General features: G+C 68.5%; 13 protein-coding genes and 1 pseudogene. 5 read left to right on the top strand and 9 right to left on the bottom strand.

The genetic code is table 11. The annotated features are described in order from the left end of the window. Positions 1 to 20: 20 nt before the first annotated feature. The 3 genes from ACTHN1_RS08010 to ACTHN1_RS08000 form a co-directional block, all read right to left on the bottom strand. Positions 21 to 3,893 carry a YhdP family protein gene (locus ACTHN1_RS08010; RefSeq protein WP_440470424.1) on the bottom strand — a complete coding sequence of 1,291 codons (3,873 nt, stop codon included), beginning with the start codon at positions 3,891 to 3,893 and terminating at the stop codon, positions 21 to 23. 102 nt (positions 3,894 to 3,995) lie between these two features. After that, the gene (gene rng, locus ACTHN1_RS08005; protein ID WP_440470423.1) at positions 3,996 to 5,483 is read right to left on the bottom strand and encodes a ribonuclease G; all 1,488 of its coding nucleotides are present in this window, start codon (positions 5,481 to 5,483) and stop codon (positions 3,996 to 3,998) included. Between the two features lie 114 nt (positions 5,484 to 5,597). After that, on the bottom strand, positions 5,598 to 6,167 hold the full coding sequence (locus tag ACTHN1_RS08000) for a Maf family protein (protein ID WP_440470422.1): 570 nt from the start codon (positions 6,165 to 6,167) through the stop codon (positions 5,598 to 5,600). 150 nt (positions 6,168 to 6,317) lie between these two features. Between ACTHN1_RS08000 and ACTHN1_RS07995 the strand changes: the two genes are divergently transcribed. From ACTHN1_RS07995 to ACTHN1_RS07985, 3 genes are all read left to right on the top strand, one after another. Continuing rightward, positions 6,318 to 7,058 carry an SIMPL domain-containing protein gene (locus ACTHN1_RS07995; RefSeq protein WP_440470421.1) on the top strand — a complete coding sequence of 247 codons (741 nt, stop codon included), beginning with the start codon at positions 6,318 to 6,320 and terminating at the stop codon, positions 7,056 to 7,058. 206 nt (positions 7,059 to 7,264) lie between these two features. After that, entirely contained in the window at positions 7,265 to 7,933 is a 669-nt protein-coding gene (locus ACTHN1_RS07990) for a TonB family protein (RefSeq protein ID WP_440470420.1), read from the top strand. A 246-nt stretch (positions 7,934 to 8,179) separates the two neighbouring features. Then, on the top strand, positions 8,180 to 8,962 hold the full coding sequence (locus ACTHN1_RS07985; RefSeq protein ID WP_440470419.1) for a hypothetical protein: 783 nt from the start codon (positions 8,180 to 8,182) through the stop codon (positions 8,960 to 8,962). Positions 8,963 to 9,104: 142 nt separating this feature from the next. Here the strand turns inward: ACTHN1_RS07985 and rlmH are convergent, their stop codons facing one another. Further along, a complete protein-coding gene (rlmH, locus tag ACTHN1_RS07980) occupies positions 9,105 to 9,575 on the bottom strand; it encodes a 23S rRNA (pseudouridine(1915)-N(3))-methyltransferase RlmH (RefSeq protein WP_440470418.1) in 471 nt (156 codons plus the stop codon). Positions 9,576 to 9,694: 119 nt separating this feature from the next. Here rlmH and ACTHN1_RS07975 point away from each other — a divergent pair, with 119 nt between their 5' ends. Further along, the gene (locus ACTHN1_RS07975; protein ID WP_440470417.1) at positions 9,695 to 11,251 is read left to right on the top strand and encodes an alkaline phosphatase PhoX; all 1,557 of its coding nucleotides are present in this window, start codon (positions 9,695 to 9,697) and stop codon (positions 11,249 to 11,251) included. Between the two features lie 75 nt (positions 11,252 to 11,326). Here ACTHN1_RS07975 and rsfS read toward each other — a convergent pair whose 3' ends face one another. The 5 genes from rsfS to leuS all read right to left on the bottom strand — a co-directional run bounded on the left by rsfS (position 11,327) and on the right by leuS (position 17,085). Next, positions 11,327 to 11,749 (bottom strand): ribosome silencing factor, encoded by a 423-nt coding sequence (rsfS, locus tag ACTHN1_RS07970; protein WP_440470416.1) that lies wholly within the window; start codon positions 11,747 to 11,749, stop codon positions 11,327 to 11,329. Between the two features lie 31 nt (positions 11,750 to 11,780). Beyond that, a complete protein-coding gene (nadD, locus tag ACTHN1_RS07965; RefSeq protein WP_440470415.1) occupies positions 11,781 to 12,458 on the bottom strand; it encodes a nicotinate-nucleotide adenylyltransferase in 678 nt (225 codons plus the stop codon). 83 nt (positions 12,459 to 12,541) lie between these two features. Continuing rightward, positions 12,542 to 13,573, bottom strand: coding sequence for a DNA polymerase III subunit delta (holA, locus tag ACTHN1_RS07960; RefSeq protein WP_440470414.1), 1,032 nt, complete (start codon positions 13,571 to 13,573; stop codon positions 12,542 to 12,544). After that, complete coding sequence (locus ACTHN1_RS07955) at positions 13,563 to 14,138, bottom strand: LPS-assembly lipoprotein LptE (protein ID WP_440470413.1); 576 nt, start codon at positions 14,136 to 14,138, stop codon at positions 13,563 to 13,565. The genes holA and ACTHN1_RS07955 overlap by 11 nt, the downstream gene beginning before the upstream one ends. A gap of 313 nt (positions 14,139 to 14,451) precedes the next feature. Next, positions 14,452 to 17,085, bottom strand: a complete 2,634-nt coding sequence (gene leuS, locus ACTHN1_RS07950) for a leucine--tRNA ligase (protein WP_440470412.1) — start codon at positions 17,083 to 17,085, stop codon at positions 14,452 to 14,454. A gap of 106 nt (positions 17,086 to 17,191) precedes the next feature. On the opposite strand from leuS, the pseudogene ACTHN1_RS07945 reads away from it, so the two are divergent. Beyond that, positions 17,192 to 17,601, top strand: a pseudogene (locus ACTHN1_RS07945) (amidohydrolase family protein); the annotation flags it as partial.

The raw sequence follows: 17,601 nt of genomic DNA, 5'->3' as shown, positions 1-17,601 counted from the left end.
AAGGCGTAGAGCACCCGGCTTCAGGGCAAGCCGGCATGCACGGGCGACGGTGCCACCTGTTCACGCGACTGTTCGCGCGAGACGGCTTCCACCTTCGGCTGTTTCCACGGACCGGTCACGCGATAGGTCTTGGCGCCCATCTCGCCCAGCGGCCGCTTGAGCACCGCGTTGGCGACCGCGCCGACCGCGGCGCCGATCGGACCGGCGGCGACGGCGCCGACCGCGGTCAGCACGTTGGCCGACTTGGGCAGCACGTCGACCACCTGATCGAACTGCTCCGCGCGCAGGTCGGTCGTGCCGCCGATGCGGATCTCCGCGGCGGGGCCATCGATCACCAGCGCGTCGGTGCGCGCCAGGCCGTTGCCCAGCATGACCTTGCCTTCCATCCGGTTGAAGGCGAAGCCCTTGGAGAAGAAGTCGCTGAAATCCAGGGTCAGGCGACGGCGCAGTTCGGCCACGCTGAGCAGGCCGAGCACGCGGCCGGCGCCGGGTTCGAGTTCCAGCAGGTGGCCGTCGCGCGCATCCACGCGGATGTCGCCTTCCAGCTCGCTGAGACGGAAGGCGCCGGGGCTGCCACGCCATCCGGCGCTCGCCTGCAGGGTGCCGTGGCCGCCGCGGATGCGGTCGCCGTATCCGGCGTCGGCCAGCAGCGCGCCGAAGTCGCGGCTGTCGATTTTGGCCTGCAGTTGGGTCCGCGCATGCGCGCCGCGTCCCAGCCAGGTGCCGGCCACGTCGATGCTCTGCTGCGGGGAACGCAACTGCAGCTGTTCGATCTGCATGCCGGCCGGCAATTGCCGTGTGCGCAGGCGCGCGTTGCCCAGCTTTGCGGCCCCCACGCGCAGCTCATCCACGTCCAGCGACAGCGGCGGGATCGCGGCGGGGTCGATGCCGTCGTCGGCGGGCGCAACCGAGGCAACCGTCCCCGCACCGGTGGTGGTGGCACCGGCGCGCGCGCTGGTCGATGCAGCCGTCGCGGTGGCGGGCGAAGCGTTCTGCCAGTGCAGTCGCGCGAGGCGTCCGACGATGGCGCCGCCGCGCGTGTCCGGAACCAGCAGGCCTCCGGACAGCGCCGGCCCTTCCAGGGTCACCGCCAGCGCGTTCGGCGCCGGCGCCAGTTGCAGGCGGGTATCGGGGAACACCGAGCCAATCAGCAGCAGGCGCGCGGCGGTGATGTCGACGTGACGCAGCGGCAGTCCGCCGTCGTCGCCCTCCCCGCCCTTGAACAGCGCGATCCAGTCCAGCGCATCCAGTTGCCGCGTGCGCCCGCTGACGATCAGGCCGGACGCGGGCGGCGCTTCGGCGACGGTGTCGCTGCCCAGCACCACGCGCACGCCGGTCTGCTGGCCGTTGTTGCGCGCGCGCAGCGCCAGACGCTGGCCGAACGCGACTTCGATCTGGCCACTGCCCAGCGGCATCGAAGTCCGCACGACCGTCGGCAATGCCGCAAACGCCGGCTTCTCCAGCGGCGCGGGCAGGTTTAGCGCGGTCCCAACCAGTTGCGAGCGCAGCTGCAACTGGCTCGGCGCATCGCTGGAGGCGCCGCGCGGAATGGTCACGCCGACATTCCAGTCCGAGCGACCGTCCACGTACGGTTTGAGCCATGCCATTTCCGGCGCGCGATCCAGCATCTCCCTCGCGTCCAGGCGCGCGGCCAGTTCGGCCTCGAACGCCTGCTGCGGATCCCGCACGCCACTGCCCGCGCGCAGCGACAGCAGGCCGGGTTGCCCCTGCAGCATCACCTTCATCGGCTCGGACGCGAAGCCGCCGTTGTCGTAGCGCGCCTTGCCCGCGACCTCGGTGAACGCGAGGTTCCAGCGCTTGTCGGCCAGCTTGGCGGCGGTCAATTCCACCTCGCCCTCCAATCGTTGGCGGGTGGGCGAATCCTTCTTCAGCGGCTGCAGCAGATGAAACGTCGCGCGGGTGCCGCCGGAAGCTTCCAGGTCGGCCAGCGTCTCGCCATAGGTCTTCTGCAACGGGCTCTGGCGCAGCATCGCCAGCAACCGGCCGGCATCGGTGCGGGTGGCGGCGTCGATCAGCAGGTTGGACTCGTGGAAATCGGCGATGCCGGCGCTGAACTTCTCGACCGGCACACCGCCCAGGTTGCCGCGTCCGCTCAGGGAGAAGCCGTTGCCGATGAAGGCGATGTCCGCGTCCACCTGCTCCAGCGCCGGCCAGTCCGGTTGGAACTTGAATTGTCCGCCGTTGATGCGAGCGACCGCCTCGAAGCGGCCGTTGTGCCCCGTGAAGGGCCAGTCGTCGAGATCGCCGGAGACGATCGCGCGACCGTTGTTGACCTGGCCGCCGACCAGCGCGGCGTTGAGCCAGTCGACCGCCGCCTTCGGCATCTGGTGATGAATCCAGAATCCCTTGGCGGCCGGCACCTGGGCCTGGTCGAGATCGGCGGCCAGATCGATCCACGGTCGGGTGCCGTCATTCTGGAACCACATGCCGCCGCGCACATGGGCGCCGTAGTCCTTGCCACGCACCCGCAGCGCGGGCGTGCCCACGCGCCAGCCCGCGCCTTCGCGCCAGCCGACGATTTCACCGTCCAGGGTGACGTCGTGGACCACGCCGAAGCCACTGGGCCAATCGAACTTCAACCGGGATGCCGGCTTCAGATGCAGGCGCATGCCGTCCGCATCGCCCTCGAATTCGCCCGCGAGCCCGCTCAAACCCGGCGCGTGGCCGACCGGCGCGAATCCGACCTCCAGCAGTTCGCCGCGGCCGCGCAGTCCTCCCTGGCGGTTGCCGGCGACTTCCAGCCGCGCCAGACGCGCGGTGGGATGCGCCTGGCCCAGCCAGCGCCGCATGTCGTCGTCGACCCGATCACTCAATCCCAGCACCGCGAACAACGGCGCGGCATCGAGCTGCCGGGCGACCACGGCAAAGTCGCGTCCCCCGGCGAGCAGCAGTCCATCCAGCGTCTGCGTGCGTCCATCGCTGCCGACCCGCAGCAGCGGCGCATCCAGGCGCCAACCGCCCGTCGTCAGGCGCCAGCGCGCCCGGCCGTCCAACTGTTCGAACGCCACGCGCGGCAACGGGCCGCCGCCCACCAGCGGCGCGCCGCGCAGGCCCAGCTTCTGCACATGCGCCTCGGCCGTGACCATCACCACCCGATGGCGGTGCAGCGACACCCAGCCCTGCAACTGGCCGTTGCCGCGATCCGCCACCACGCCCGCATACCGCAGCAGCGGCGACCACGCGCCGATGTCCGTCGCGGTGACTTCGGCGTAGGCCCGGCCATCGCCCTTGCGGCGATCGAAATCGACCGCGACGTTGAGCGGCGCACTGTCGGCGCGGATGCGCGCACGCGCGCCCACCCGCACCCGGTCGCCGTTCACCCGCAGGCGCAGATCGATGTCCGGTACCTGCAACTGCCAGCCGATCGAAGGCGCATCGACGGTCAGGCGGCCACCGATGATCTGCAGTTCGCCCAGGCCTTCCAGGCTGGACAGCGGATCGCCGCCCGGTTGCTGCTGCCCCGGCAGGCCACGCACCGACCACGCGCCGTCGTCGGCGCGCTGCAGGGTGAGCGACAGGCCGCGCAGGCGCAGTTCGGTGAACGAATGTCCCGGCAACAGTCCGCCGTACATCGAGACCAGCACTTCGGCCTGGCCGATGCGGACACCGCCATCGCCCTCGCCAATCCGCAGGCCATCCAGCTGCAGCAGCGGCCCGCGCCGGGTCCATTGGGTCTGCACGCGGTCGAACGCCACCGGCCGCCCGGCGCGCTCGGTCAACCACGCGGCCACGCGCTCCGGGTGGCGCTCGGCCAGCGGCAGCACCTGGCTGGCCACGCCCAGCACCACGGCCATGCACACCAGCACGATCGCGATGCCGTAAACGGCACCACGGCGGGCCAGACGCAGGCGACGGCGCAACGGAGTCGGCATCAGTGGCGAGTCGGGATGAGAGAGGGGGAATGGCGGACAGCAGGGCGAATCACCAATCCCCGATCCCGGCTTCCAACGGCCGCACGGCCGCTCATCCGCGCCTCAAAGCAGCACGACATCGAACTGCTCCTGCAGGTATTGCTCGTCGGCCTGGAAGCGGATCGACTTGCCGAGGAATTCCTCCAGTTCCGCCACCGACTGCGATTCCTCGTCGGTGATGCGCGCGACCACCTTGGGCGAGGCGATCACCAGCAGGCGGGCGGCTTCGAACTGGCGCACCGCGCGGGTGATCTCGCGGAAGATTTCGTAGGTGACCGTTTCGGCGGTCTTGATGCTGCCGCGTCCTCCGCACTCCGGGCACGGCTCGGACAACTGCCGCTCCAGGCTTTCCACGGTGCGCTTGCGGGTCATCTCCACCAGGCCCAGCGGCGAGAATTCGTACACCGTGGTCTTGGCGTGATCGCGCGAGAGCGCTTTCTCCAGTGTGCGCAACACCTGGCGGCGATGCTCGGGATCATCCATGTCGATGAAGTCGATGATGATGATGCCGCCCAGGTTGCGCAGGCGAAGCTGCCGCGCCACCGCCTGCGCCGCCTCCAGGTTGGTGCGGTAGACGGTCTCTTCCAGATTGCGCTGGCCGAGGAAGGAACCGGTGTTGACGTCGATGGTGGTCATCGCCTCGGTCTGGTCGATGACCAGGTAGCCACCGGATTTCAGCGGCACTTCCTTGTCCAGCGCGCGGCCGATTTCGTCCTCGACGCCATACAGATCGAAGATGGGGCGCTCGCCGCTGTAGTGTTCGATGCGCTCGGCCAGCACCGGCATGTATTTGGCCGCGAATGCCTGCAGCCGTTCGCTGGTCTCGCGCGAATCGACCCGCACCTTCTCGACGTCGCGGCGCATCAGATCGCGCACCGCGCGCAGCGGCAGGGTCAGGTCCTCGTAGATGCAGGTGCCCACCGCGGCGTCGCGGCTGCGCTGCTCCACCAGCGCCCAGACCCGCGCCAGGTAGGAAATATCCTCGGCCAGCGCCTCGGCCGGCTGGCCCTCGGCATTGGTGCGGATGATGTAGCCGTGGCCGCCGTGCGCGGCCGCCAGATCCGTCACCAGCGACTTCAGGCGCTGGCGTTCGGCCTCGTCCTCGATGCGCGCCGAAACGCCCACCACCTTGGACTGCGGCAGCAGCACCAGATAGCGCGAGGGAATGCTGATCTGGGTGGTCAGGCGCGCGCCCTTGCTGCCGATGGGGTCCTTGACCACCTGCACCACCACGTCCTGGCCGTCGCGCAGCAGATCCATGATCGGCACCGACGGCGGCGGCGGCAGCGGCGCCTCGACCGCTTCGCCGTTGGCGACCGGCGCCGGCCGCACGATGTCGTTGGCATGCAGGAACGCCGCGCGATCCAGGCCGACCTCGACGAACGCCGCCTGCATCCCCGGCATCACCCGCTGCACCTTGCCCTTGTACAGGTTGCCGACCACGCCGCGGCGCCAGCCACGCTCGATGTGCAGTTCCTGCAGCATGCCGTTCTCGATGACGGCGACACGGGTCTCGCGTGGCGTGACATTGACCAGGATTTCTTCGCTCATGTCACCGTCCGGCGGAAAGGAAAAGAACGGAAGCGGCCGCAGCGGCCGTTCCCACGATAGCGTTGCGGAAAGTCCGCGGGCGATGGTGGCGGGCGGCTCCGGCCGCGATGGCCGTCACGCCAGCACTCCGAAGGCCCGCAACAGGCCGGCGGTTTCGTGCAGCGGCAGTCCCATCACCCCGGAAAAACTGCCCGACAGCCGGGTCACGTATTGTTCGGCGCGCCCCTGGATGCCGTAGGCGCCGGCCTTGCCCATGGCTTCGCCGCTGGCGACATAGGCGGCGATGTCCGCATCCGACAGGTCGGCGAAGCTCACCTCGGAAACCGACACCGCCTGCGCTTCGCGGGCGGCGCTCACCACCGAGACGGCGGAGATCACCAGGTGGGTCCGCCCCGACAGGCGCCGCAGCATGCCCGCGGCGTCGGCGGCGTCGGCCGGCTTGCCGAACACCTCGTCGTCCAGGATCACCTCGGTATCCGCGCCCAGCACCACCGCGCCCGGCACAGTCATCACCTTCAGCAGGCCGGCCCCGGCCTTTTCCCGGGCCACCCGGCGGACGTACCCTTCGGCGGACTCGCCCGGCTGGCGGTGTTCGGGGATGTCCAGATCGATGCGGCCGAAATCCAGGCCCAGACGGGTCAGCAGTTCGGCGCGGCGGGGGGATTGGGAGGCCAGATGCAACATCGTGGAAGGATAACCTGAGGCAACTGACTGAACGCCGGTTGAGCGTTCCCGTGGACGGCAAAACCCGATTCGACTCACAACGCGTTCATCGTGTACTGAACACGCTTCACTCCCACTGGCCCCGGCCACCGACGCATACAAGGAGATCCCATGCGCCACCACCCGCTTCGCCCGCTGCTGCTTGCCCTGTCCCTGGCCCTAGGAACCGTCACGATGACCGCCCAAGCCCAGACCGCCCCCGGTTACGCCGTGCCCGCCGACGGCACCCTGCTCAATGTCTCGGCCCAGGCGGAAGCCTCGCGCGTGCCCGACGTCGCCACCCTGTCCGCGGGCGTGGTCACCCAGGCCGCCGACGGCAACGCCGCCATGCGCCAGAACGCCGAGCAGATGGCCAAGGTGGTCGCGGCGATCAAGGCCGCCGGCATTCCGGAGAAGGACGTGCAGACCAGTGGCATCAGCCTCAATCCGCAGTACCGCTACGCCGAGAACGAGCCGCCGAAGATCACCGGCTACCAGGCCAGCAACACGGTCAGCCTGAAGGTCCGCGACATCGCCAAGCTCGGCAAGGTGCTGGATGCGCTGGCCGCGGTCGGCGCCAACCAGATCAACGGTCCCAGCTTCGAGATCGACCAGCCCGAGCCGGTCTATGACGAAGCCCGCCTGGCCGCCCTCAAGAAGGCCCAGGCCCGCGCCGAGACCTACGCCAAGGCGCTGGGCCTGCGGGTCCGCCGCATCGTCAGCATCTCCGAGGGCGGCGGCGGCTTCCGCCCGGTGCCGATGATGGCGATGGCCATGGACGCCAAGGCCGGCCGGATGGAATCCACCCCCGTCTCCCCCGGCGAGACGACCCTCTCGGTCAGCCTGGACGTGGTGTTCGAACTGGGCCGCTGAGGCCTGTCATCCCCTCGCACGCGACGGCGCCTTCGGGCGCCGTCGCCGTTTTCAGTCCACGGTTCCGATCGCATTCGACCTTGGTCGCCCCCTCTTGCGGCCACCACACGGTGGAGTACAGTCTGGAGGTGCGGCGCGGGGGACGTTGCAACCCCACTCCTCGCGGCCGAGCGTTGTTCCTGTCACAGCCCTTCAGGAGGTGGACCATGGTTCGCGCACTACCCTTCCGCACCCCGACCCGTCTGGACCTCGGCCGCATCCTGGCCATCGCCGCGGCCATCGCCCTGCACGTCTTCGCCCTCCTCCTGCTGCTGATGCCGATGGCGGCGCCGCAGATTGCGCCGATGGTCGCCCCCAAACCCATCATCCGCTGGATCGAACGGGAGCAGCCGATCGACCCCATCCCGGTGCCGATCACCAAGAAGCAGCCGGTCAGCGAAACCAAGCCGCAACCAACTCCGCAGGTGCAGCCGAGGGAGACCACGCCGATCGCCGATGCCCCGGTCATCGTCGATGGTGGAACCGAACCGGCCATCGTCGCGCAGATCAGCGAGGGGATGACGGATGCGGTGGGCCCCGTGGTTCCCAGCGGCCCGATCGCGGCCAGCCATCTGGAATACATCAGTGCGCCCGCGCCCCGTTATCCACCCGAACTAGCCCGCGTCGGGGTCACCGGTACCGTGATGCTGCGCGTACTGGTGGACGTGGACGGTACGCCGCTGGATGTCAGCATCGAAAGCAGTAGCGGCAACCGCAAGCTGGACCGCGAAGCCAGCCAGCATGTACTGAAGAAATGGCGCTTCAAGCCTGCGATGCAGAACGGCGTCGCGGTGCAGGCCTACGGCATCGTACCGATTGCTTTCACGCTGCAGTAGCCGCTCCATCTCGAGCAACGAAAAAGGCCCGCTTCGGCGGGCCTTTTTCTTGTCGATTGAAAAGGGAGGTCAACGAAACGATGCGCCGCGCGGCCCCGGATGCGACGTCCGACCCAAAAACGCTGGACCAACGAGTCTCCGCACGCTTGCACCCAATGTTAGTTGACGACGGACATGCCCCGAAATAGAACCCATCGAGAGGCAATAAAGATGGATGTCATCTCATGACGAAAAGGGGAAGCAACCGTGAAAGAACATAGCCTCTGCAAAGAGTTCATGCTTGTCGCACTTACCGCCTTCACGATCGGATGCCATCGCGAATCTGCCGAATCCGGGAGAAATGACGCGGCATATCAGCAAGAATCCTTCCGACCCAACAGACAGGCCAGCACTTCGCCCTTTCAGATGGAGCCCGGGCCATCCACCGCCGCCGGCCCGGTTGGCGCCAAATTACAAGCGCCGCCTTCTACAAAGACTCCTTTTCCGGAAATCCCTAGAAGCCGGAAAAACCTCGACCTGGAAAGCGATCCCTTCGGACCGACAAGCGAAGCCGAGCAAGCGTGGCTGGACGCCCATGGATTTCCCAACGCGCGACAGTGGGAAATCTACACCACCGCTTCCGACCATCTATTGGAGCAAGCCGCGAACTCCGGTGACGACGTGGCAAGAACGATGCTCGACGCACGCCACCTCTCCAAGGATCCGGAGGCAAGGACAAGATTGTTCGCGGCCGGTTCGGAAGGAAATATCTTTGCCCTCAGCAGCCTCGCCGCTTACATGACGGGCAGCAGGAAAGGCGACCTTCAAGTGGGCTACGCGCTTTCGCGCGTTGCGGAGATGCGGGGCGATACTCGCATCGCGATGGCGCGTGACATCGGGATGCCACGAAAGCTGAGCGATCTCGAAAAAATGCAGGCGGAAGCCGAAGCCATCAGAATGAACAATCAACTGGACCGCATCTATCGGGAAAAACACGGTTCAGCTCCTCCTCCACCCGTTCGTAGACCCGTGACCGAACTCGAGAACTGAGCAGAACGAAAGCGCGGTCGGTGACGGTCCTGGCGCTGGCTTCGCCGTGACGGGGAGACGCTGTTGCGGGAGCGGCGGCGAAAGGACTCATGCCGTCCACGCTGGCGGCATCCAGAAAATGCGGGGGTCTCCGCTTGGTAAATCAGGCGCGGTGATACGGATGGTTCGCCAGCATCGCCGCCGCCCGGTAGATCTGTTCGGCGACCACCAGCCGCACCAGCATGTGTGGCAGGGTCAGCGGGCTCAGCGACCATTTCTCGTGCGCGGCGGCCAGCACGTCCGCCGCGTGGCCTTCGGGGCCGCCGATCAGGAGGGCCAGATCCCGTCCCTGTCCGCGCCAGTGCTCCAGGCGCTGCGCCAGTTGTTCGGATGAGTAGGGTTTTCCGGTGACTTCCAGGGCGACGATGTGGGCGTTCTTCGGCACCGCCGCCAGCACGCGCTTTCCTTCATCCTCGATGGCGCGTTGCGGGTCGCGCCCCTTGCCGCGCAGGCCGGGCTCGATTTCCACCAGTTCGAACGGCAGCCAGTGCGACAAGCGCTTCTGGTATTCGGCGAAGCCCTGCGCGACCCAGGCCGGGGCGCGTTCACCGGTGGCGATCAACCTGCTCTTCATGACGCAATGATACCGGCGCCACGCTTTCGTCGGGCCGCATGCAAGCGTCATGCCTTTGTCATCCAGCGGTTACACGGAATGCCTAGCGTCACCGACTCCCCGCCAGCTGGAGTCGTATGATGACCGTCTTCGATCCTGCCCGCCGCACCGTCCTCAAGGGCAGCGCCGCCGCCATGGCCATGGGCGCCATGGGCAGCCTGGGCGCGCTGTACTCGCGCCAGGCCCTTGCCGCCACCGAATCGGTGCGGCTGTCCCCCGTCGTCAGCCGCTACGGCCCGATCGCGCCGGTCGCCGACCGCACGACCGGCCTGCCGCTTTTGCAGCTGCCGCGTGGTTTCAGCTATCGCTCGTTCGGCTGGAGCGGCGACCGCATGGACGATGGCCAGCCCTGTCCGGATCGGCACGACGGCATGGCGGTGGTCGCCACCCGGATCGCGCAGCGGGGACGCGGTCATGGGCATGGACGCGGTCATGGTCATGGCCACGGCGGGCTCGAGTACGTGCTGATCCGCAACCATGAACGTGGCGCAGGCACGCCGATCCAGGCGCCCGGCATGTATGACACCGGCACCGTCGACGGCAGCCAGGTGGCCGGTGGCGGCACCACCACCCTCACCTATCGCGTCGGCGGAGGCTGGAACGCACTGGAGCCCAGTCTCGGCGGCACCCTGGTCAATTGCGCCGGCGGCCTGACGCCGTGGGGCACCTGGCTGAGCTGCGAGGAAATCAAGACCAACGCCACCTCCAGCGCCGGCCGCAAACATGGCTATGTGTTCGAAGTGGATCCCGACAACGAGCGCACCACGGGCCGCCCGCTGGTGGGCCTGGGCCGATTCAGCCACGAGGCGGTGGCGGTGGATCCGCGCACCGGCATCGTCTATCTGACCGAGGACGATCGCAACAAGGCCGGCCTCTATCGCTTCATTCCCAATGATCGCCGCGGTCGCAACGGTTCGCTGGAAAACGGTGGCCGCCTGCAGGCCGCGCGGGTGCGCGGCAAGCGCAACGCCGACCTCACCGTGGCCAGCATCGGCGATCGGTACCAGCTGGAATGGGTGGATGTCGCGGAACCGGATCTGGACACCATCGCCGCGCCCGCCGGCTTCCCGGACATTTCCACCGGTGAAACGCTCAGCGGGCCGTTCGCCCAGGCCTGGAGCGATGGCGCGCTGCGCATGAGCCGGGGCGAAGGCATCTGGTACAGCTACGGCAAGATGTTCATCGTCGATACCAGCACCGGCGTCGACGAGCGCGGCCGCAAGGGCCGTGGCAACGGCGCGGTCTGGGTGCTGGATCTGTTCACCCAGCAGTTGAAGGCGCTGTTCGTCAGCGGCCACCAGTTGGCCGCGCACAACCCCGACAACATCACGGTCAGCGCGCGCGGCGGCGTGGTGCTGTGCGAGGACGGCGGCGAGAGTCCCGACGCGTACGGCCCGGGCGCGCGCCTGATCGGCCTGACCCGCGCGGGCGAATCGTTCTACCTGTGCAAGAACAACGTGCAGGTCACCTCGACCCAGATCGCCAATGCCGGCAAGACGATCGCCGAGGGCGACTACCGCGACAGCGAGTTCTGCGGCGCCTGCTGGGATCCGCTGTCGCGCACGCTGTTCGTCAACATCCAGACTCCGGGCATCACCTTCGCCATCACCGGGCCCTGGGAGCGCGGGCCGCTGTAAACGCGCGCGCCCCGTCCTGAAACGACAACGGCGCCACCCGGCGCCGTTGTTTCATCCACGGGGCTGGAGGATTGATTACAGCCGATCCTCGGCGCCGGTTTCGACCTCGTCGCGTTCCGGCGGCTGGTCGCCCACGGTCCACAGGCGCTCCAGCGCATAGAACTCGCGCACGCGCGGCAGCATGATGTGGACGATCACGTCGCCCAGGTCCACCAGCACCCACTCGGCCTCGCGCTCGCCTTCCACGCCAAGCGGCATGACGTCGAGCTTCTTGGCGAACTTGACCACCTCGTCGGCGATCGACTTGACGTGGCGGGTGGAGGTGCCGGAGGCGATCACCAGGAAATCGGCGACGCTGGATTTTCCGCGCACGTCGATTTCGACGACATCCTTGGCTTTCAGTTCTTCGACCGCCGCGTGCACGTTGGCGAGCAGGACCGGCACGGCCGGCGGGGGGCTGGGAAGACGGGTCTTGATGACTTGCGCTTGGCTGGACAAAGGCGTGCTGACTCCGGGAACTCGGCAGCGATTATACCGGACCGTCCGCGGCCGCCGACGTGAAGTACAGCCGTTCGTCCGCGATATAGGCGGCCACGGCGGGCGGCACCAGCGCCTGCCACGGCGTTCCCCCGGCGATCCGCCGGCGCACGTCGCTGGCCGATTCCGGCTGCAGGGGCTGGTGCAGCCGGTGTATCCGGCCGGCCGGCGACGCGCGCAGATCCCCCGCATCCCGGGTCCAGCGCTCGGCGACGGCATCGGCGAGCTCCGCAGGCAGTTCGCCATCCAGCGGACTGCCGGGGCGCTCGGCCACCACGAAGTGGGCGAGCTCGAACAAGGCCCGCCATTCGTGCCAGGTGGGCAGGCCCACCAGGCTGTCGGCGCCCACCAGCCAGGCGATCGGCGTCCGTGGGCCCAGTTCGTCGCGCAGTTCGCGCAGGGTGTCGACGGTGTAGGAGCGGCGTTCCGGCTGGCGCAGGGCGCGCCGCAGTTCGCGCCGGTCCACGTGCAGGCCGGCCTCGCCTTCGATGGCCAGCTCCAGCATCCGCGCGCGTTGCGCGGCATTGGCGCCCGGTGGCGCGCGATGCGGGGGATCCGCCGCCGGCGTCAGCGCGACCAGCGTGTCGAGCTCGTCGCGCGCGGCGCGGGCGATCGCCAGGTGTCCGTTGTGGACGGGATCGAACGTGCCGCCGTAGAAAAGATGGAGCATGCGGTGTCTGGAGCCGCTCAGCGGGGACCGGGCTCCAGTGTGCGGGGATTGCCGTTGCCGGGAAAGACCCCGTCCGGAAACGCTCAGGCCACCAGCAGGCGCACCGCGCGCGCCTCGGCCACCGCCAGCAACAGGCGTTCCATCGCGACCCAGGCATCGCCGGGCGCGCGTCCCTTGGCGATGCGGTCGATGCGCGACGCCTCGGCGACGAAGCGTTCCCAACGCTGCGCCGAGGCATGTCGCTGCAGCGCGCGCTTGAACGGCGCCTGCTTGGATTCCCAGATGCCCTGGGCCTTCATTTCCGCGGCCAGGTTGCCGCCCGCGGCCTGCACCCGCGCCAGATGGGCGGTGCGCAGCAATTCCTTGACCACCATCGGCATCAGCCCGGCGACGACCTCGCCCTCGGCGCGCAGGCCGGCCAGCATCCGCGATACCTGCGGCCCCTGGCCCGCCAGCATCGCGTCGGTCAGGCGGAACACGTCGTAGCGCGCGGCGTCGGCGACCAGCGATTCCATCGTCTGCGCCGACAGGTTCTCGCCCCGCGCCAGCAGCGCCAGCTTGTCGATTTCCTGCGCGGCGGCCAGCAGATTGCCCTCGACGCGCTCGGCCAGCGTCTGCACCGCATCGCGGTCGGCCCGCAGGCCATGCGCGCGCAGGCGGCTTTCAATCCAGCCCGGCAACTCGTGCGGCTTGATCGCCCAGGCGACGGCGATGATGCCGATCTGCGCGATCGCATCGGCCCATTTGCCGTGGTGGGCCTTGCTCCACTCGCCGGCGGTGATCAGCAGGACGACATCGGGTGGCGGATTCGCGCAGAACCGGCTGATCACCTCGGCGCCCTCCTTGCCCGGCTTGCCGCCGGGCAGGCGCACCTCGACGAGGCGCCTCGCACTGAACAGGCTGGGCGCATTGAAACTGGCGTCCAGTTCGTTCCAGTCGAAATCGCGCCCGTCGGCGTCGAAGACCTCGCGTTCGCCGATGCCCTGCGCGCGCGCCTGCGCGCGCACCGCGTCGGCGGCTTCCAGCACCCGCAGCATTTCCGGCCCGGCGATCAGGTACGCCGGGCGCAACGGCTCGTCGGCGCGCCCGGCGATCTGTTCGGGCTTAAGTTCCATCAGCCGGCTTGACCATCTGCCCGGCGCGCACCACGCCATCGACGCGGCGCAGGATGGAGGCGGACATTTCGCGACGCAGTTCGTCGGCCAGGATCTCGCGCTCGGTGGTGGTGCCGGTGGCGTTCTCCGGCGGAGACACGTAGTCGCGCGACAGTTCGACGACCTGCTGCGGCACCAGATCGGTGCCATCGGCCTTGCGGAACGCGAACACCACCGCGTAGCGCAGGCTGAACTCCTGGGCGCGGCCCAGCGAATCCACCGCGATCGGCAGATCGCCCCAGCGCTCGGAGACGATCACCAGTTCGGCCTTCCTGGGCGCTGTTTCGCCGCGCGCGGCGGCGGCCTTCTCCGCGTCCACATCGGCCGTGGTCAGGGTGCGCGCGTCGGCGCCCGCCACCTGCAGGCCCCGCACCAGCTTGTAGGCCAGGTCGCTGTAGGTCGAGGAGGAGCGGACCAGCACCGGGCCCAGATCGGAGGGAAGCGCGATGCGGCTGCGCAGGTGGAAACCGCAGCCGGCCAGCAACAGGGCCAGGGCGGCGGCGGCGATGAGTCGGGTTCGGATCATGGGCGAAGTCTGGACGAGGCCGTGGAAGGCGGCAATAGCCTAGCCCGCCCGCAGGTGAATACCGGTGAGGATCCGGCCCGATCACGTCCGGGAATGGACCCGGGTCGCGCGTGATGCGTCCTGGCTGCCGTTGCCGCGAACGCTGGAACCCAGGCCTTGCGGAATCCCGGGGCGGCCCGGGACGCTTCATCCGTCCGTGCACCTGGATCCCGGCGTTCGCCGGGATGAGGGAACAGATGGCGCCGGAGGGCTCAAGCGAGGCCCCGCCGGATGCGCACGGATGCGGCGCGGGCGGCTGGCCCGTCGCCGGCGATCAGCCGGCGACGATGTTGACGATCTTGCCCGGAACGATGATGACCTTGCGGATGGTCGCGCCGTCGAGGAACTTGGCGGTGTTGGGCTCGGCCTTCGCCAACGCTTCGATGTGGTCGCGGGCGGCGTCGGCGGCGACCTCGATGGTGCCGCGCAGCTTGCCGTTGACCTGCACCGCCAGGGTCACCGAATCGCGCACCAGCGCGTCCGGATCGACCTGCGGGAAGGCGACGTCCTCCAGCAGGGTTTCCGGGTGGCCCAGCGCCTGCCACAGCGCGTGGCTGGCGTGCGGGGTGATCGGGTTGAGCAGCAGCACCGCCGCTTCCAGCGCCTCCTGGCGCACCGCGCGGCCATTGCCGCTGGCGTCGTCGAACTTCGACACCGCGTTGGACAGTTCCATCACCGCGGCGATCGCGGTGTTGAAGCTGTGCCGCTTGCCGTAGTCGTTGCCGACCTTGTCGATGGTCTCGTGGGTCTTGCGGCGCAGTGCCTTCTGCTCGGCGCTCAGCGCGGCCAGATCGGCCGCCGGCGCCGGGCCATCGGCGGCGTGCTTCTGCACCTGGGTCCACAGGCGGCGCAGGAACCGCGCCATGCCTTCCACGCCGGCTTCGTTCCATTCCAGCGACTGTTCCGGCGGCGCGGCGAACATCGAGAACAGGCGCACGGTGTCGGCGCCGAAGCGGTCGACCATCGCCTGCGGATCCACGCCGTTGTTCTTCGACTTGGACATCTTCTCGACCGCGCCGATGCGCACCGGCGCGCCGTCCGCGCGCAGGGTGGCGCCGGTGATGCGGCCGCGCTCGTCGCGCTGCACGTCCACGTCGGCGGGATTGATCCAGTCCTTGGAACCATCCGGATTGTCGCGATAGAAGGTTTCGGCGATGACCATGCCCTGGGTCAGCAGATTGGTCGCCGGCTCGTCGCTGTCCACCAGCCGCGCGTCGCGCAGCAGCTTGTGATAGAAGCGGAAATACATCAGGTGCAGGATCGCGTGCTCGATGCCGCCGATGTACTGATCGACCGGCAGCCAGTAGTTGCCGCGCTTGTCGACCATGTCCTTGGCGCCCGGCGAGGTATAGCGCGCGTAGTACCAGCTCGACTCCATGAAGGTGTCGAAGGTGTCGGTCTCGCGCTCGGCCGCGCCGCCGCACTCCGGGCAGGTGGTCTTGCGCCATTCCGGATCCGCCTTGATCGGCGACTTCACGCCGTCCAGGGTGACGTTCTCCGGCAGCACCACCGGCAGCTGCGAATCCGGCACCGGCACCGCGCCGCACTTGTCGCAGTAGATCACCGGAATCGGGCAGCCCCAGTAGCGCTGGCGGCTCACGCCCCAGTCGCGCAGGCGGTAGTTGACCCGGCGCTGGCCACGGCCCTGGCGTTCGAAACGCTCGGCCAGCGCCTCGAAGGCGCCCTGGTAGCCCAGGCCGTCGAACTCGCCGGAGTTGACCAGTTCCAGATCCTCGCGGGTCTTGTCGCCATACCAGTCGCGCCAGGTGGTGGCGTCGTAGCTGGCCTCTTCCTCGTTGCGCGGCGACTTCAACGCGATGACCTGCTGGATCGGCAGTCCGTACTTGGTGGCGAATTCAAAGTCGCGCTGGTCGTGGCCGGGCACCGCCATCACCGCGCCGGTGCCGTAGCCCATCAGCACGAAGTTGGCCACCCACACCGGCAGCTTCTCGCCGGTGATCGGATGCACGGCGCGCAGGCCGGTATCCATGCCGCGCTTTTCCTGGGTTTCCAGTTCGGCCTCGGACACGCCGCCCTGCTTCAGTTCGGCCAGGAAGGCCGCCAGTGCCGGATTGGACGCGGCGGCCTTCTGCGCCAGCGGATGCTCGCCGGCGATCGACACGAAGGTCACGCCCATCAGGGTGTCCGGGCGAGTGGTGAACACGGTCAGCGGATCGTTGCCTTCGACCGCGAACTGGATTTCCAGGCCCTCGGAACGGCCGATCCAGTTGCGCTGCATGGTCTTGACCGCGTCGGGCCAGCCCGGCAGTTCATCCAGGCCGTCCAGCAGTTCCTGGGCGTAGTCGGTGATGCGCAGGAACCACTGCGGAATCTCGCGCTTCTCGACCACCGCGCCGGAACGCCAGCCCCGGCCATCGATGACCTGCTCGTTGGCCAGCACGGTCTGGTCGACCGGATCCCAGTTCACCACCGAATTCTTGCGGTAGGCCAGGCCCTTGCGCAGCAGGCGGGTGAACATGCGCTGCTCGTGGACGTAGTACTCCGGGCGGCAGGTGGCGAATTCGCGCGACCAGTCGATGGCGTAGCCCAGCAGCTTCAGCTGGCTGCGCATGTGATCGATGTTGGCGTAGGTCCACTTGGCCGGCGCGGTACGGTTCTTGATGGCCGCGTTCTCGGCCGGCAGGCCGAACGCGTCCCAGCCCATCGGCTGCAGCACGTTGTGGCCGGTCATGCGCTTGTAGCGGCTGATCACGTCGCCGATGGTGTAGTTGCGCACGTGGCCCATGTGCAGCGCACCGGACGGATACGGCAGCATCGACAGGCAGTAGTACTTCGGCTTGTCCGACCGCTCGTCGACTTCGAAGGCGCGTCGGGCCTCCCAGAAGGCCTGGGCCTGGGACTCGACGGTTTTCGGATCGTAGGAAGCGGGTTCGGCGGCAGTGGACATGGTGGTGTGCGGCAACGGCGACGGCAAAGCGGCCAAGGGTACCGCAGCGCACCATGGCCCGCCATGCCAGCGGTTAGCATGGACGGGTCGAAACCGGGGAATCCAGATGAACAGAACCGCCCTTGCCCTCGCTCTGGCCGCCTGCGGCCTGCCCGCTGCCCCGGATGCCCTGGCCGCCGGGCCGGCAGCGCCCCGCACCCTGGCGCTGCACTGCGAACGGGTGTTCGATGCCCGCAGCGGCAAGGTCCTGGGCGAGCACACCGTGCTGGTCCGCGACGGCCGGATCGCCGAGGTCATCCCTGGCCGCGCCAAGCTGGCCGACGCCGAATCCATCGTCCTGGCAGATCACACCTGCACGCCGGGATGGACCGACCTGCACGTTCACCTGGACGGCGAATCCAGCCCGCAGAGCTATTCGGAGGGCTTCCGCCTGGATCCGGTGGACTTCGCCTACCGCTCGGTGGGTTATGCGGAGAAGACGCTGATGGCCGGCTTCACCAGCGTGCGCGACCTCGG

It is taken from the genome of Pseudoxanthomonas sp., assembly GCF_051953815.1.
In the GTDB taxonomy this organism is placed as follows: domain Bacteria; phylum Pseudomonadota; class Gammaproteobacteria; order Xanthomonadales; family Xanthomonadaceae; genus Pseudoxanthomonas_A.
Note: the sequence above shows the minus strand (reverse complement) of the source record. Positions and strands in the feature narration are given on the sequence as shown.

Coding starts and splice junctions, on each gene's coding strand:
- ACTHN1_RS08010 (WP_440470424.1), bottom strand. CDS start 3,893: ATGCCGACTCCGTTGCGCCGTCGCCTGCGTCTGGCCCGCCGTGGTGCC.
- rng (WP_440470423.1), bottom strand. CDS start 5,483: ATGAGCGAAGAAATCCTGGTCAATGTCACGCCACGCGAGACCCGTGTC.
- ACTHN1_RS08000 (WP_440470422.1), bottom strand. CDS start 6,167: ATGTTGCATCTGGCCTCCCAATCCCCCCGCCGCGCCGAACTGCTGACC.
- ACTHN1_RS07995 (WP_440470421.1), top strand. CDS start 6,318: ATGCGCCACCACCCGCTTCGCCCGCTGCTGCTTGCCCTGTCCCTGGCC.
- ACTHN1_RS07990 (WP_440470420.1), top strand. CDS start 7,265: ATGGTTCGCGCACTACCCTTCCGCACCCCGACCCGTCTGGACCTCGGC.
- rlmH (WP_440470418.1), bottom strand. CDS start 9,575: ATGAAGAGCAGGTTGATCGCCACCGGTGAACGCGCCCCGGCCTGGGTC.
- ACTHN1_RS07975 (WP_440470417.1), top strand. CDS start 9,695: ATGACCGTCTTCGATCCTGCCCGCCGCACCGTCCTCAAGGGCAGCGCC.
- nadD (WP_440470415.1), bottom strand. CDS start 12,458: ATGCTCCATCTTTTCTACGGCGGCACGTTCGATCCCGTCCACAACGGA.
- holA (WP_440470414.1), bottom strand. CDS start 13,573: ATGGAACTTAAGCCCGAACAGATCGCCGGGCGCGCCGACGAGCCGTTG.
- ACTHN1_RS07955 (WP_440470413.1), bottom strand. CDS start 14,138: ATGATCCGAACCCGACTCATCGCCGCCGCCGCCCTGGCCCTGTTGCTG.
- leuS (WP_440470412.1), bottom strand. CDS start 17,085: ATGTCCACTGCCGCCGAACCCGCTTCCTACGATCCGAAAACCGTCGAG.